The sequence below is a fragment of the Nocardioides scoriae genome (genome assembly GCF_900104965.1).
Lineage (GTDB): Bacteria > Actinomycetota > Actinomycetes > Propionibacteriales > Nocardioidaceae > Marmoricola > Marmoricola scoriae.
The window spans coordinates 3,124,787-3,139,213 of the sequence record NZ_LT629757.1; the positions used below are offsets into that span (position 1 = coordinate 3,124,787).

13 protein-coding genes are annotated in these 14,427 nt (G+C 75.1%); 10 read left to right on the forward strand and 3 right to left on the reverse strand.

All coding sequences use genetic code 11. The features are described 5' to 3' along the window. The first annotated feature begins 17 nt into the window (after positions 1-17). Entirely contained in the window at positions 18-1,646 is a 1,629-nt protein-coding gene (locus tag BLU55_RS20060) for a phospholipase D family protein (protein ID WP_091731226.1), read from the forward strand. A gap of 13 nt (positions 1,647-1,659) precedes the next feature. On the opposite strand, the gene BLU55_RS14855 is transcribed toward BLU55_RS20060, so the two are convergent. Together BLU55_RS14855 and BLU55_RS14860 are read right to left on the reverse strand one after the other, a co-directional pair. Then, positions 1,660-2,946, reverse strand: a complete 1,287-nt coding sequence (locus BLU55_RS14855) for an MFS transporter (protein ID WP_091731229.1) — start codon at positions 2,944-2,946, stop codon at positions 1,660-1,662. Next, positions 2,943-3,461: a hemerythrin domain-containing protein gene (locus BLU55_RS14860; RefSeq protein ID WP_091733989.1), complete on the reverse strand. Its 519-nt coding sequence runs from the start codon at positions 3,459-3,461 to the stop codon at positions 2,943-2,945. The genes BLU55_RS14855 and BLU55_RS14860 overlap by 4 nt, the downstream gene beginning before the upstream one ends. Before the next feature lie 105 nt (positions 3,462-3,566). Here BLU55_RS14860 and BLU55_RS14865 point away from each other — a divergent pair, with 105 nt between their 5' ends. The 5 genes from BLU55_RS14865 to BLU55_RS14885 all read left to right on the forward strand — a co-directional run bounded on the left by BLU55_RS14865 (position 3,567) and on the right by BLU55_RS14885 (position 9,771). Continuing rightward, positions 3,567-4,277 carry a GAF and ANTAR domain-containing protein gene (locus BLU55_RS14865; protein ID WP_091731232.1) on the forward strand — a complete coding sequence of 237 codons (711 nt, stop codon included), beginning with the start codon at positions 3,567-3,569 and terminating at the stop codon, positions 4,275-4,277. Between the two features lie 204 nt (positions 4,278-4,481). Beyond that, complete coding sequence (locus BLU55_RS14870) at positions 4,482-6,410, forward strand: penicillin-binding transpeptidase domain-containing protein (protein WP_231916895.1); 1,929 nt, start codon at positions 4,482-4,484, stop codon at positions 6,408-6,410. A gap of 53 nt (positions 6,411-6,463) precedes the next feature. Then, positions 6,464-7,420: an oxygenase MpaB family protein gene (locus BLU55_RS14875; protein WP_197681004.1), complete on the forward strand. Its 957-nt coding sequence runs from the start codon at positions 6,464-6,466 to the stop codon at positions 7,418-7,420. A gap of 9 nt (positions 7,421-7,429) precedes the next feature. Beyond that, on the forward strand, positions 7,430-8,341 hold the full coding sequence (locus BLU55_RS14880; protein ID WP_091731236.1) for an alpha/beta hydrolase fold domain-containing protein: 912 nt from the start codon (positions 7,430-7,432) through the stop codon (positions 8,339-8,341). 167 nt (positions 8,342-8,508) lie between these two features. Further along, positions 8,509-9,771 carry an NAD(P)/FAD-dependent oxidoreductase gene (locus BLU55_RS14885; protein ID WP_091731240.1) on the forward strand — a complete coding sequence of 421 codons (1,263 nt, stop codon included), beginning with the start codon at positions 8,509-8,511 and terminating at the stop codon, positions 9,769-9,771. 22 nt (positions 9,772-9,793) lie between these two features. Here BLU55_RS14885 and BLU55_RS14890 read toward each other — a convergent pair whose 3' ends face one another. After that, positions 9,794-10,525 carry a pirin family protein gene (locus BLU55_RS14890; RefSeq protein WP_157682895.1) on the reverse strand — a complete coding sequence of 244 codons (732 nt, stop codon included), beginning with the start codon at positions 10,523-10,525 and terminating at the stop codon, positions 9,794-9,796. 52 nt (positions 10,526-10,577) lie between these two features. On the opposite strand from BLU55_RS14890, the gene BLU55_RS14895 reads away from it, so the two are divergent. The 4 genes from BLU55_RS14895 (at position 10,578) to BLU55_RS14910 (ending at position 14,426) form a co-directional block, all read left to right on the forward strand. After that, positions 10,578-11,510, forward strand: coding sequence for a cation diffusion facilitator family transporter (locus tag BLU55_RS14895; RefSeq protein WP_091733993.1), 933 nt, complete (start codon positions 10,578-10,580; stop codon positions 11,508-11,510). 203 nt (positions 11,511-11,713) lie between these two features. Then, a complete protein-coding gene (locus BLU55_RS14900) occupies positions 11,714-12,355 on the forward strand; it encodes an ABC transporter permease (RefSeq protein WP_091731246.1) in 642 nt (213 codons plus the stop codon). After that, complete coding sequence (locus BLU55_RS14905) at positions 12,352-13,623, forward strand: ABC transporter ATP-binding protein (protein WP_091731249.1); 1,272 nt, start codon at positions 12,352-12,354, stop codon at positions 13,621-13,623. The genes BLU55_RS14900 and BLU55_RS14905 overlap by 4 nt, the downstream gene beginning before the upstream one ends. After that, on the forward strand, positions 13,620-14,426 hold the full coding sequence (locus BLU55_RS14910) for an ABC transporter permease (RefSeq protein WP_231916896.1): 807 nt from the start codon (positions 13,620-13,622) through the stop codon (positions 14,424-14,426). Before BLU55_RS14905 ends, BLU55_RS14910 begins: the two co-directional genes overlap by 4 nt. Position 14,427: the final 1 nt, after the last annotated feature.

Below are 14,427 nucleotides of genomic sequence, written 5' to 3' on the forward strand. Positions count from 1 at the left end.
GGTGGCACAGTGGCGACGTGCACCACACCGACTGGCTGCTGACGCAGGCCGAGCGAGGCAACCCGCAGACCCGTCTCGACGACGTCCACCCCGGCCAGGTCGCGTGGTCGGAGGGCAACCTGGTGCGCCCGCTGGTGCACGGGGCGACGTACTTCGCCGAGCTCCACGAGCGCCTCGAGGAGACCCGCCGCGGCGACCTGGTGCTGTTCACCGACTGGCAGGGCGACGCCGACGAGCGGCTGACCGGCGAGCCCGGCAGCGAGGTCGTCGAGGTGCTGGCCCGCGCCGACGAGCGCGGGGTCGACGTGCGCGGGCTGATCTGGCGCTCCCACATGGAGAAGATGAACTTCAACGCCGAGGAGAACCGCCTGCTCGGCCGGCAGCTGCAGGCGCGCGGCGCCGAGGCGCTGCTCGACATGCGGGTGCGCAGCGGGGGCTCGCACCACCAGAAGCTCGTCGTCATCCGCTACCGCGACCGGCCCGAGCGCGACGTGGCGTACGTCGGCGGCATCGACCTGTGCCACTCGCGCCGCGACGACGGCCACCACCAGGGCGACCCGCAGGCCCTCGACCTGGCGCCGGAGTACGGCCCCACCCCGGCCTGGCACGACGTCCAGGCCGCCATCTCCGGCCCGGCCGTGCACGACGTCGAGACGGTGTTCCGCGAGCGCTGGGAGGACCCCACGCCGCTGACCCGCCACCCCTTCTACTGGGCGCAGGACAAGCTGCTCCGCCTCGACATGACGCCCGACGCGCTGCCCGAGCAGACCCCGCCGCCCCCGCCCGTCGAGGGCGGGACCCAGCACGTCCAGCTGCTGCGGACCTACCCCAACCTGCGCCACGGCCGCGACTACCCCTTCGCGCAGGGCGGCGAGCGCAGCGTCGCCCGCGGCTACAGCAAGGCGCTCTCGCGGGCGCGCAGGGTCGTCTACATCGAGGACCAGTACCTGTGGGGCAACCAGGTCGGCGAGGTCTTCGTCGAGGCGCTGCACCGCAACAAGGACCTCCACGTCGTGGCGGTCGTCCCGATCCACACCGACCAGGCGGCCTTCCTCAACCGGGTGCCGCAGATGCTCGGCCGCGCCCGCGCCATGCGCGAGATCACCGAGGCGGCGCCGGGCCGGGTCGCGATCTTCGGGATCGAGAACCACCAGGGCACGCCCGTCTACGTGCACGCCAAGGTGTGCGTGATGGACGACGTGTGGGCCACCGTCGGCTCGGACAACTTCAACCGCCGCTCGTGGACCCACGACTCGGAGCTGTCCGCCGTCGTGGTCGACCCCTCCGCCGCCGACCACAGCCCCTACGCGCGCCGGCTCCGGCTGCGGCTGGCGGCCGAGCACCTCGACCGCACCGTCGAGGGCGGCCTCGACCCGGCCGACCCCGACGCGCTGCTCGAGGCCATGGCCGACTGCGTGGACCCGGCCGGCTTCTTCGCGGCGTACGTCGGTGCGGCGGAGCGGCTCGACGCCTGGCACGCCGGCGGCCGCGTCGGCCCGCGCCCGCCGGGGCGGCTGCGACGGCTGCGCGCCCCCGAGCTCAACCGGCTCGAGAAGCTGGCCTCGACGCTGCCCTACCTGACCGTCCACGACCCCGACGGGCGTCCGCGGCCGCTGAAGAAGCTGGGTCGGCTCGGGGGGTTCTGAGCCCGGCCGGGCCCTACGCCGGTCGGGCGTCGCGGTCCTGGACCGCCGCCACCACGCGGTAGCGCACGAACGCCGGGAAGGCGACCGCGGCCAGCACGGTGCCGACCAGCACGAGCACGCCGCCGCCCGAGGCGGCGGCCGCCGCCCCGATGCCGACCGCCGCCGCGCCGTGGGCCACGTCCGCGATCCGGGGCCCGCCGACCACCACGACCGTGAAGACGCCCTGCAGCCGTCCGCGCACGGCGTCGGACGCCGCACTCTGGAGCATGCTGGTGCGGAAGGCGGCCGAGGCCATGTCGGCCGCACCGCCGACCACGAGCATCAGCACGGCCACCACCAGCATCGGCCAGCGCCAGCTGTCGGCCAGCGCGACCGCGCCGCCGAAGCCGACCATGGCCAGGCCCCACACGGTGACCGACGCCAGCACGGCCACCCCCTGGCGCTCGACGCGCGAGACCCAGCCGGAGAAGACGCCGCCGAGCACGGCGCCGATCGGGATGCCGGCGAAGAGCAGCGCGAAGGCGAGCCCGCCGCCCTCGGGGCCGCCGAAGTCGAGGTGGGCGATCTCGGGGAACAGCGCCCGCGGCATCCCGAAGACCATGGCGATCAGGTCGACGAGGAACGACATCAGCAGCACCGGCTGGCCCTTGAGGTAGGCCAGCCCGTCGACCACCGCGCTCAGGCCGAGGCTGCCCGTGACGCCCTCGATCGGCAGCGCGGGCAGCAGCAGCACGGCCCCCAGCGTGGGCACGAGGGTGAGGGTGTCGAGCAGGTAGAGCCAGGAGAACCCGAACACCGGGATCAGCGCACCGGCGATGAGCGGCCCGCCGATGGCGCCGGCCTGCATCACCGTCATGTTGAGCGAGTTGGCCGCCGGCAGCAGCGACATCGGCAGCAGCCGCGGCAGCACGGCGCTGCGGGTGGGCTGGTTGACCGCGAAGAACGCCTGCTGCACCGAGAACAGCCCCAGCAGCAGCCACACGCTGCCGACCCCGCTCCAGGCCTGCAGCCAGAACAGCACGCTGGTGGCGATGAGGCCGATCGTGGTGCAGACGAGCAGGGTGCGGCGGTCGATGACGTCGGCCAGCGCGCCGCCCCACAGGCCGAACACGACCAGGGGGACCAGGCCGAACACCCCGGTGAGGCCGACGTACGCCGACGAGCCGGTCATCTGGTAGATCTGCGCCGGCACCGCCACGACGGTCAGCTGCGCCCCGACGACCGTGACGATGTTGGCCAGCCACAGCCGCCGGAAGTGCGGGTTGCGCAGCGGTCGGGTGTCGGCGAGGAGGGAGCTCACGCGTCGAGCAACGCGCGCACCTGCTCCAGGCTTCCGCAGCCCCGGGCCAGCAGCTCGTTGCGGCGGGCGGCCCACGCCGCACCGAGCCGGGCCCGGTCGGCCTCGGCGACGTCGCTGCGCGCCGGGTTGAGGATGTCGCGCTCCTCCTCGTCGAGGTGGTGCAGCAGCGTCTCGCTGAGCTCGTGGAGGTCGTGGCCGGCCTCCTTGGTGTAGAGGTCGGTGGCCTCGAGCAGCCGGAGCAGCGCCTCGTAGATCTCGCGGTGCTCCTCCTCGCCGTGCTCCGCCTCGTGCTCGTCGATGGCGTCCGTGCGCCGCAGCTGCGGGTAGACGTCGCTCTCCTCGGCCTCCCCGTGCGCCACCAGCAGCTCCGCCAGCCGCCCCCGCAGCAGGTCGCGGTCGTTCTGGTCGTTGCGCAGCTCGCGCAGCAGCGCCTCGAAGGTCCGGTGGTCGTCGAGGATCAGCTCCACGACGTCGCCGGACTCGGGCCGGGTGATCTCGGGGAGGGCGCTCGTCATGGGCAGCACTCTAGGCACCGGGTCGCAGGAGGCGTGCCATGATGCTGCCCCGCCGGGTCCGGACGACCGAGGCCCGGGCTGCCGAGAACGACGAGGTCCCGCCCCATGTCCAGCACCCCGCACCCCGAGCTGGTGACGACGTTCCGCGCCATGGCGGAGGTCGTCTACCGCGGGCAGTCGTTCGAGGCCGTGCACCTCGCGGTGTGCCAGGCAGCCGTGCGGCTGGTCGACGGGTGCGACCACGCGTCGCTGATGGTGCGCCGGCACGGGCAGGTCGTCACCGTCGCGGCGTCGGACGACGTGGCGCGGGCCAGCGACGAGGTGGAGCGCGAGGTCGGCCGGGGACCGTGCCTGGACGTGCTCGACGAGGACGCGCCCCACCAGCACATCTGCGCCGACCTGCGCGACGGGTGCGAGTGGCCCGAGCTGGGCCGTCGGCTGACCGCTGAGCTCGGGGTGCACGGGCTGGCGGGGTTCCGGCTGCGCCAGGACGGCACCAAGCTCGGCTCCCTCAACGTCCTCAGCGACACCCCGGGCGCGCTCACCACCGCCTCGCTCGACCAGGCCACGCTGCTCGTCGCCTTCGCCTCGGTGGGCCTGGCTGCGCTGCACCGCGGCGAGGAGGCCGCGACCCTGCGACGGGGGCTGGAGAGCAACCGCGAGATCGGCAAGGCCGTGGGCCTGCTGATGGCGATGCACGGCATCGACGACGAGCAGGCCTTCGGGATGCTGTCGCAGGTCTCGCAGGAGATGAACCTCAAGCTGGCCCAGGTGGCCGCCCAGGTCATCGAGACCCACGGTCCCCGCTCGGCCTGACCCGCGCCGCGCCCCCCGTCCGGACGCCGAGACGCTGGTGTCGTCCCGGGGCGCCGGGGTACGACCTCCATGGCCGGTCGGCCGGGTGGGCACCACCGGCGACCAGCCCCCCGTACCTGTGTCGCGCCGGCAGCCCAACTCCGCCGTCGGCTGTCCGGCGCGGCACAGACCACCCACCGGGGAGCCCTGTGGTCGGATCGGGTGGTGACCCCCATCCCGTCGTCGCGACGCGTGCCGCGCGGCGCCCTCGCCGGCCTGCTCGCCGGCACCCTGGCCGTGGGCGCGCTGTCGGCCTGCACCCCGCCCTGGTCCGGCTCGGGGGCGCAGGACGCCGCCGACGTGCTCGCCCGGGGGCTGGCGCGCGGCAGCCTGGAGGACGTCGCCGTCGCGGGCGACCGCGCCGCGGCGCAGGAGCAGCTCGCCGCGGTCGTCGCCGACCTCGACCTCCTGGGTCGCCCGCAGGTCGCCGTCGACGAGGTCGAGACCGAGGACGACCGGGCCACCGCGCGGCTGGGCTGGCGGTGGTCGGTGGGGGACGAGGTCTGGAGCTACGACACCACCGCCCGGCTGCGCCGCACCGCGGACGACACCTGGCAGGTGGGCTGGACCCCGGCGCTGGTGGAGCCCTCGCTGGAGCGCGGCGAGGTCCTCGACGCGCGGCCCGTGACCGCCCGGCGCGGCGTCATCAGCGGGGCCGGCGGCCAGGTGCTGGTGCGGCCCCGGCCGGTGGTCCGGGTGGGCGTCGGCAAGGACGGCCTCGACGACGAGGCCGCCGCCGGGGCGGCCCGCGCGGTCGCGGAGGTCGTCGACGTCGCCCCCGGGCCGTACGTCGAGCAGGTCGCCGCCGCGGGCCCCCGCGCCTTCGTCGAGGCGATCGTGCTGCGCGCCGCCGACCTCGACGACCGGCAGCGCAGCGCGCTCGAGGCGGTCGACGGAGCGCTGCTGGTCGACGACGAGCTCCCGCTCGCCCCCACCCGCGACTTCGCCGCCCCGCTGCTCGGCACGGTGGGTCCGGCGACCGCGGAGGTCGTCGACGCCAGCGACGGCGAGGTCGTCCCGGGCGACGAGGTGGGGCTCTCGGGGCTGCAGCGGCGCTACGACGCCGAGCTGCGCGGCACCCGTGGCGTCGAGGTGAGCGCCGCCCCGGCCGACGCGGTGGTCGCCTCCGAGGGCCGGACGCTCCTCTCCGTCGACCCGGTGCCGGGTCGACCCCTGCGCACCACCCTCGACCAGGGGCTCCAGGAGCAGGCCCAGCGGGTGCTCGCCGACGTGGGTCCCGCCAGCGCGCTGGTCGCGGTCCGGCCCTCGACGGGCGACCTGCTCGCGGTGGCGAGCGGGCCGGGCGGCGGTGGGCTCGGGACGGCCACGGAGGGCCGCTACGCCCCCGGGTCGACGTTCAAGGTCGTGACCTCGCTGGCGCTGCTGCGCGCCGGCCTGACGCCCGCGTCCGCAGTGTCGTGCCCGCCCACGCTCACCGTCGACGGCAAGGTCTTCGAGAACTACGACGACTACCCGGCCGACGCCACGGGTCAGATCACCCTCGAGGACGCGGTGGCCAGCTCGTGCAACACCGCCTTCATCGGCGCGGGCGACGAGCTGGGTGACGGCGACCTGGCCTCGGCCGCGGCCGCGCTGGGCCTGGGGGTGGACCGCGACCTGGGGTTCCCGGCGTACCTCGGCCGGGTCGACCGCTCCGGCACCGCCACCCAGGAGGCCGCGGCCCTGATCGGCCAGGGCACGGTGCTGGCCTCGCCGCTGGCGATGGCGACGGTGGTGGCCTCGGTGGTGCGTGGCCAGGTCGTGGTGCCACGGCTGCTGCCGGGGCTGGAGAGCACCGCGACCCCGCCCGCCGCGCCGCTGACCGACCGCGAGGCCGCGCAGCTGCGCACGATGCTCGGCGCCGTGGTCGAGCGCGGCAGCGGGCGGCTGCTGGCCGACCTGCCCGGGCAGCCGGTCATCGCCAAGACCGGCACCGCCGAGTTCGGCGACGCCGAGCCGCTGCAGACCCACGCGTGGATGGTGGCGGGCCGCGGCGACCTGGCCGTCGCCGTCTTCGTCGAGGAGGGCGCCTCGGGCTCCCAGACCGCCGGCCCGGTGCTGCGAGCCTTCCTCGCGGGGGCCCCGACCCCCTAGGGTGCTGACTGTGACAGTGACACTGTCAACGTCGACGCACCCCTGGAGGCGCCATGAGCCGCACGCTGCCGTTCCCCCGGTCCCGGTCCCGGATGGTCCACGCCGAGCGCAGCATGGAGCTCGACCCCGTGCGCGACCACCGCGAGGTCCTGCTGGGCGTCGCCGCCCACGACTACCCCTGGGACACCGTCCAGGCGCTGTCGTTCGCGCTGTTCCGGACCTACGCCGTGCCCTCGATCGGTGGCCTGCTCGACCGGACGGGGGAGTTCACCGGCCGCGTCCAGAAGCGGTACGACGACACCGGCCTGCTGCTCGAGGAGATCCAGCGCCACGGCCTGGAGAGCTCCCGCGGCCGCGACGCCGTGCGTCGGATCAACCAGATGCACGCGATGCACGACATCTCCGACGCCGACATGCGCTACGTCCTGGCGACCTTCGTGGTGGTGCCGAAGCGCTGGATCGACGACCACGGCTTCCGCCCGCTGACGCCGCACGAGGTGATCGCCTCGGTGCACTACTACCGCGAGCTCGGCCGGCACATGGCCATCCCGGACCTGCCCGAGGACTTCGCGGGCTTCGAGCGGCTGCTCGACGCCTACGAGCAGGAGCACTTCGCGCCCGATCCCGGCGGCCGGCGGGTCGCCGACGCGACGCTCGACCTGATGACCACCTTCCCGCCCCACCACCTGCTGCCGCGCCGGGTGGTGCGCCGGGCGGCGTACGCCCTGATGGACGAGCCGCTCCTCGACGCCTTCGGCTACCCGCACCCGACCCGGCTCGAACGCCGCCTGGTGCGCGGCGGCCTGCGGCTGCGCGCCCGCGTGCTGGCGCTGCTGCCGGCCCGCACCGAGCCGCGCTGGGCCAGCGACCTGGGCTGGTTCCGCTCCTACCCCGGTGGCTACGCCATCTCCGCGCTCGGCACCTTCCGGGGCCCGACCGGGGCGCCGCGGCCCGGCTGCCCGGTCGGTCGGGGCGCGGCGCCGGAGGGCCAGCAGCCCGCCGCCTCGTAGGCTGCGGCGATGCCGAGCCTGCAGCACGCCGTCGTCGCCCGGGTGCTGCCACGGCTGCGCCCGCCCCGGCCGCTGGAGGACCGCGAGGCGCTGCACCGCGACCTCGTCGACGCCCAGCGGCGCGCGCAGGAGGGGCCCCCTGCCCGGCTGCGTCGCGGTCGCACCGGCCACATCGCCAACGACCGCGGCTTCCCGGTCTTCGGGCTCGGCCCCCGTGGCGGTGCGGCGAGCGGGCCCCGCCGGACGCTGCTGCACCTGCACGGCGGGGCCTACACCAGCGCGGCTGACCCGCGGCACTGGCTGTTCGCCACCCGGCTCGGCGACGCCCTGGGCGCCGACGTCGTGCTCCCGGCGTACCCCCTGGCCCCGGAGCACACGGTCGAGGACTCCTTCGACGCCGTGGTCGACCTCGTGGCCGAGACCGCGGCGTCCTCGCCGGGCGGGCTGGTGCTCTCGGGCGACTCGGCGGGCGGCGGCTACGCGCTGGCGGTGGCGCAGGCGCTGCGCGACCGCGGGCTGCCCGGGCCGCGGCGGATGGTGCTGCTGGCGCCCTGGGTCGACCTCACCACCTCCGCGCCGGGCACCACCGCCGCCGCGGCGCGCGACCCCTGGCTCTCGCTGCCGCACCTGGAGGTCTACGCCCGGATGTGGGCGGGGTCGGTGCCGCTGTCCGACCCGCGGGTCAGCCCGGGCCTGGGCGACCTGGCCGGGCTGCCGCCGACCTGGATGTGCTGCGGCACCCGCGACCTGCTCCAGCCGGGTTGCGACGCGCTGTTCGACCGCGGGGAGGCGGCCGGCTGGGACCTGACGTACGCCGTCGCGCGCGGCCTGCTGCACGTCTACCCCCTGCTGCCGGTGCCCGAGGCGCGGCTGGCGCTGCGCCAGCTCGTGGAGTTCGGCGGGCCGGCCACCGCAGCCTGAGGAGGTCGCGACCGGGGCGGGCGGCGGTCGAGGTGCCTACCCCGTCGGCCGTGGGTCGGACACGGGGAGCCGGACCGTCTCCCTGGGCGGGCCCCTGGTCCAGACCAACGCCGGCCGGGCTCGGCGACGATGTCGCCCGCGGGGGGCGGGGGTGATACTCAGCAGCCATGGACGCCACGGACGTGGCCGTGATCGGCGCCGGCATCGCCGGGCTCACCTGCGCACGGGCGTTGGAGGAGTCGGGCCTGGACGTGCGCGTCCTGGAGCGCTCGGCCCGGGTCGGCGGCCGGGTCGGCACCGACCTGGTGGACGGCTACCGCTGCGACCGCGGCTTCTCGTGGTTCGACGCCGGCCACCCGGTGCTGCGGCAGGTCCTCGACGTGGCCGCGCTCAACCCGCGCCCCATCGACCGGGGCATGGTGCTGGCGCACCCCGAGGGCTACCGCGTGCTGTCGGGCTCCCAGCCCGCCCTGATCTCGGTGATCCGCTCGGGGCTCGGCCAGCCGCAGGACGTCGCGCGGCTGGTCCGCTGGAGCGACCCGATGCGGCGCTCTCCCGAGCGCATCCGCACCGTGGCCGACATGACCCTGGGCGAGAGCCTGGAGCGCAACGGCATCTCGGGCCGGGTGGCCGAGGAGGTGCTGCGCCCGGCGTTCCGGCTGCTGTTCGGCGACGAGGACCTGCGCACCTCCTACCAGTACGCCATGCTCGTGCTCCACTCCCTGCGCCAGGAGGGCCGGCCGTCGCTGCCGGCCCTGGGGATGCAGGTGCTGCCCAACCAGCTGGCCAACGGCCTCGAGCGCCGGGTCGAGCACGGCGTCGACGTGCTCGGCGTGCGCCGCGACCGGGGCCAGGGGGTCGGGGTGATGACCGACGGCGAGGACATCGCCGCGCGCGCCGTCGTGGTGGCCACCGACCCCGTGGGGGCCTCCCGGCTGCTCGGCATCGGCAGCCCCGCCATGCGCGGCCAGGCGACCTGGTGGTTCGCCGCCCCGGTGGCCCCCACCACGCTCAAGACCGTCTTCGTCAACCCGCTCGGCCCGGCCGGCGGGCCGCTGTCCCACGCGCTGGTCGTGTCCAACGTGGCGCCGCGCTACGCCCCGCCGGGGTCGGTGCTGGTCGCCGCGTGCTCGTTGCCGCTGCCCGGGACCGACGCCGGCACCGAGTCGGAGGCCGACGTGCGCCGCCACCTCGGCCAGGTCTTCCACACCGACACCACCGCGTGGCGGCTGGTGGCCCGCCACGCCAGCTCGGCGGCGTGGCCCACGGCCCGGCCGCCGCTGCTCAGCGGGCGCGACGTCGACCTCGGCGACGGCCTCTTCGTCGCCGGCGACCACCGGGAGCTGCCCGGCATCGCCGGCGCCACCTCCTCGGGCCTGCGCGCGGCCCACGCCGTCCGCGAGCACCTCGGGGAGCCCGCCGAGCGGTGAGCCCGGGTCGGGCGTCGGCCGGTCAGGGCGCGTCGAAGCCCCAGACCACCAGCTGGGCCGAGCCGACGCCGGTCACCGAGCGGCCGCCCTCGTCGAGCAGCCGCGCGACGTCACCGTCGACCAACCGCCGCTCGCCGAGCATCACCCCGGCCGACCGGTCGGGCTCGTCGCGGCCCTCCTGCTCCGCGCGCAGCCCGGCGACCACGAAGGCGTGCAGCCGGGGCAGGTCGGGCAGCTCCAGGCGCTGGCCGTCGGCCAGGTCGGCGACGTGCAGCGACGCCCCGCGCGCGGCGATCGGCACCAGCCCGGCGCCACGGCCGTCGGCCACGCAGGTCCAGCCCTCGCCCAGGTCCACCGGCTCGTGGACCCACGACGGGTCCAGGTCGCTCTCGTCGGGCCGCACCCAGGCCTGCACGAACCGGGTGCCGCCGGCCGTCTGGTCGTCGACCTCGGAGTGGACCACGCCCGAGCCGGCCGAGAGCCGCTGCACCGACCCGGGGCCCAGCACGCCCGAGCCGACCGTCGAGGCGTGGCGCAGGCTCCCGGAGACCACCCAGCTGACGACCTCGACGTCCGCGTGGGGGTGGTCGGCGTACCCCGTGCCCGGCGGCAGCCGCTCGTCGTTGTGCGCCGCGAGCCGGGCGAAGCCGACGTTGCGGGGGTCGTAGTGGGCCCCGAACGAGAAGGAGTGCCAGGTCGTGCGGCCCTCCTCGCGGGTGCAGGACCGCTGCGCTGCCTCCCGGACCTCGATCACCCGGCCATGGTCGCAGGTGGGCGGGCGGCGCCCCCTCCGTACGCTGGCGGGCATGGGCGCAGGTCACGGGCACGGCCACACGCACGGCCACGCCGAGGGTCGGTCCGACGACCGGCGCCGGCTGTGGCTGGTCCTGGGCGTGACGCTCACGGTCGCCGTGGTCGAGCTGGTCGGGGCGCTGCTCTCCGGGTCGCTGGCGCTGCTGGCCGACGCGGGCCACATGTTCACCGACACCGCGGCGATCGTGCTGGCGCTCTCGGCGTCGTACGTCGCGACGCTCCCGGCCAGCCCGCGGCGCACCTTCGGCTACCACCGCGCCGAGATCTTCGCCGCCCTGGTCAACGCGGTGGTGCTGCTCGGGGTGTGCGGCTACCTCGCGGTGGCGGGGGTGCGGCGGCTGCTGGACCCCGTGCCGGTCGAGGCCGGCCTGATGCTGGTCTTCGCGGTGGGCGGGCTGGCGGCCAACCTGGTCTCCCTGGCGCTGCTGGCCGCGCGGCGGGGCGAGTCGCTCAACATGCGCGGCGCCTTCCTCGAGGTGCTGGGCGACGCCGTCGGGTCGGTGGCCGCCATCGTCGCCGGCGTGGTGGTGCTGACCACCGGCTTCGACCGGGCCGACTCGCTGGCCTCGCTGGTGATCGCGGTGCTGATCCTGCCCCGGGCGTGGTCGCTGCTGGGCGACTGCGTGCGGGTGCTGCTGGAGTCGGCGCCCCCGGGCGTCGACGTCGAGGTCGTGCGCCACCACCTGATGCACAGCGACGGCGTGGTCGACGTCCACGACCTGCACGCCTGGCTCATCACCAGCGGCATGCCGGCGCTCTCGGCCCACGTCACGGTGACCGACGAGGCGCTCGCCGAGCGGGGCGTCGGGGCGGTCCTCGACGAGCTCGGGGCGTGCGTGGCGACCCACTTCGGCATCGACCACGCCACCTTCCAGGTCGAGCCCGTGAGCCACCGGGCGCACGAGCCGGGCGAGGCGCACGCCTGAGCCGGCCGGCTCCCGGGCCGCCCCGAGGGCCCGTCGAGAACGCCCCGGGAGCACCCCGCAGGCCTCCGACCTGCGACGACACGCAGGCGGCGACCCGCCAGTGAATGCCTGTACCGGACTACACATCGTGGGTACTCTCCCGGACACGCTGTGTCGACGGGTGCGGTCCGCGCCCACCGGCGACTGACCGAAGGGGGCAGGCCGTGTGGGAGTTCCTCGTCGACCGTGCTGACCAGTTCTGGACGCTGGCCTGGGGACACGCCCTGCTGGTGCTCCTGGCCGTGCTGATCGCGAGCGTCATCGGGGTGGCCGTCGCCGTCGTGGTGACGCGCGTGCCGAGGCTGGAGCCGGTCGCCAACGCGATCAGCTCGATCGGCCTGACGATCCCGGCCTTCGCGCTGGTCGGTCTGCTGCTGCCCTTCCTCGGCCTGGGCTTCTGGACCGCGCTGCTGTGCGTCGGCTTCTACGCGGTGTTCCCGGTGATGCGCAACGCCGTCGTGGGGCTGCAGGGCGTCGACCCGACGCTCGTGGAGTCCTCCCGCGGCATGGGGATGAGCGAGCGGGCCTCGCTGCTCAAGGTCCGGCTGCCGCTCGCGTGGCCGGTCATCCTCGCCGGCGTCCGCGTCTCGACCCAGATGTCGATGGGCGTGGCCGCCATCGCGGCGTACGTCCTGGGGCCGGGCTTCGGCAGCTGGATCTTCACCGGCCTCGCGCAGGCCGGCGGCAAGAACGGCACCAACTACGCCCTCACCGCGACGCTCGGGGTGGTCGTCATCGCCCTGGTCTTCGACCTCCTCCTGCTCGCCCTGGGCCGAGCCACCATCTCGAAGGGAATCCGGGCATGACCGCCACCACCTCCTCCACGGGCTCCGGCGCCTCCGCCACGAGCGGCTCCATCAGCGGGGCCGAGATCCGGCTCGAGAACGTCACCAAGAAGTACCCCGGCCAGGAGGCCGCCGCCGTCGACGGCCTCAGCCTGGTCATCCCCGCCGGCGAGATCGTGATGTTCGTCGGCCCCTCGGGCTGCGGCAAGACGACCTCGCTCAAGATGATCAACCGGCTCATCGAGCCGACCTCGGGCACCATCCACATCGGCGACCAGGACATCAGCGCGCAGAGCGCCGACCAGCTGCGGCGCACCATCGGCTACGTCATCCAGGGCGGCTCGCTGTTCCCCCACATGACCGTGGCCAAGAACATCGCGATCGTGCCCAAGATGCTCGGCTGGGACCAGAGCCGCATCGACAGCCGGGTCGACGAGCTGCTCGAGCTGGTCAGCCTGGACCCCCAGCGCTACCGCGACCGCTACCCGCGCGAGCTCTCGGGCGGCCAGCAGCAGCGCGTCGGCGTCGCCCGTGGCCTGGCCGCCGACCCGCCGGTCATCCTCATGGACGAGCCGTTCGGCGCCGTCGACCCGATCACCCGGCAGCGGCTGCAGGACGAGCTCCTCTCGATCCAGCGCGAGCTGCGCAAGACCATCGTGTGCGTCACCCACGACATCGACGAGGCCATCAAGCTGGGCGACCGGATCCTGATCCTCCAGGAGGGCGCGCAGGTCGGGCAGTACGACACCCCCGAGGCCGTGCTGGCCAGCCCGGCCAACGACTTCGTGGCCGACTTCGTCGGGGCCGGGTCCTCGCTCAAGCAGCTGACCCTCTCGCGGATCTCCGACCTGGACCTCAAGACGCCCACGACCGCGACCATCGGCGAGCCCACCGAGGAGGTGCGCCGTCGCGCCGAGGCCGCCGGCGACCGGGCCGTGGTCGTGCTCGACGGCCAGGGGCGCCCGACCGCGTGGCCCTGGCTGCGCCAGCTCAAGGGCGAGACCATCCACGCCGGCACCGAGGACCTCATCAACCTCGACCACCGCGCCACCCTCAACGACGCCCTCGACACCATGCTGACCAACAGCCACGGCGGTGCCGTCGTCACCGGTGACCGCGACCGCTACCTCGGGGTCGTCGACTTCACGGCCGTCACCGACCACATGCGCCAGCAGCAGGAGGCGCTCGAGCAGGCCTCGGGCAGCGACGTCCCGGCGCGCTCCGCGCCCGAGGACGAGCACCCCGAGACGGTGACCGACGACTCGCACGACGCCGGGAGGGCCCGGTGAGCACGCCGGCGCCGGCCGCCGACACCGCGAGCGGGGAGGCGACCCGGCCCCGGCGCCCGCGGCTGCGGGACCGCATGAACGCCGAGACCGCGATCGTCATCTTCGCGATCCCGGTCATCGTGGCGATCGGCTTCGCGGCGTTCGCGATCTGGAACGCCACCGCCACCAAGGACTCCGTGGTCGAGGGGGCCCTGGCGTGGCCGACCGTCTGGGACCAGATCGGCGGCCACCTCAAGCTCACCTTCGTCTCCGCGATCGCCACCGTCGTGATCGCCGTCCCGCTCGGCGTGCTGCTGACCCGCGGCCGCGCCAAGGCCGTCGCCCCGGTCGTGGTCGGCATCGCCAACGGTGGCCAGGCGGCGCCGTCGGTGGGCCTGATCGTGCTGTTCGCGATGTGGCTGGGCTTCGGCTTCCGCACGGCCGTGATCGCGCTGACGCTCTACGCGATCCTGCCCGTGCTGCGCAACACGATCGTCGGGCTCGAGGGCGTCGACAGGACGCTCGTCGAGGCGGGCCGCGGCGTCGGCATGTCGGCGGTCGCCGTGCTGCTGCGCGTCGAGCTGCCCCTCGCCCTGCCGGTCATCATGGCCGGCGTCCGGACCGCGCTGGTGCTGCTCGTCGGCACCGCGACGCTTGCGACCTTCATCAACGGCGGTGGTCTCGGGGGCACGCTGCAGACCGGCATCTCGCTGCTGCGCTACCCCGTCATCGTCTGGGGGGCCGTGCTCGTGGCGCTGCTCGCCCTGCTCATCGAGTGGCTCGGGCGCGTGCTCGAGCTCGTCGTACGACCCAAGGGAGTGTGAT

What these genes read in the sequence shown, in the direction of transcription:
- BLU55_RS14865 (WP_091731232.1), top strand. Translation starts at nt 3,567, where the DNA reads ATGTCCAGCACCCCGCACCCCGAGCTGGTGACGACGTTCCGCGCCATG.
- BLU55_RS14875 (WP_197681004.1), top strand. Translation starts at nt 6,464, where the DNA reads ATGAGCCGCACGCTGCCGTTCCCCCGGTCCCGGTCCCGGATGGTCCAC.
- BLU55_RS14880 (WP_091731236.1), top strand. Translation starts at nt 7,430, where the DNA reads ATGCCGAGCCTGCAGCACGCCGTCGTCGCCCGGGTGCTGCCACGGCTG.
- BLU55_RS14885 (WP_091731240.1), top strand. Translation starts at nt 8,509, where the DNA reads ATGGACGCCACGGACGTGGCCGTGATCGGCGCCGGCATCGCCGGGCTC.
- BLU55_RS14895 (WP_091733993.1), top strand. Translation starts at nt 10,578, where the DNA reads ATGGGCGCAGGTCACGGGCACGGCCACACGCACGGCCACGCCGAGGGT.
- BLU55_RS14905 (WP_091731249.1), top strand. Translation starts at nt 12,352, where the DNA reads ATGACCGCCACCACCTCCTCCACGGGCTCCGGCGCCTCCGCCACGAGC.
- BLU55_RS14860 (WP_091733989.1), bottom strand. Translation starts at nt 3,461, where the DNA reads ATGACGAGCGCCCTCCCCGAGATCACCCGGCCCGAGTCCGGCGACGTC.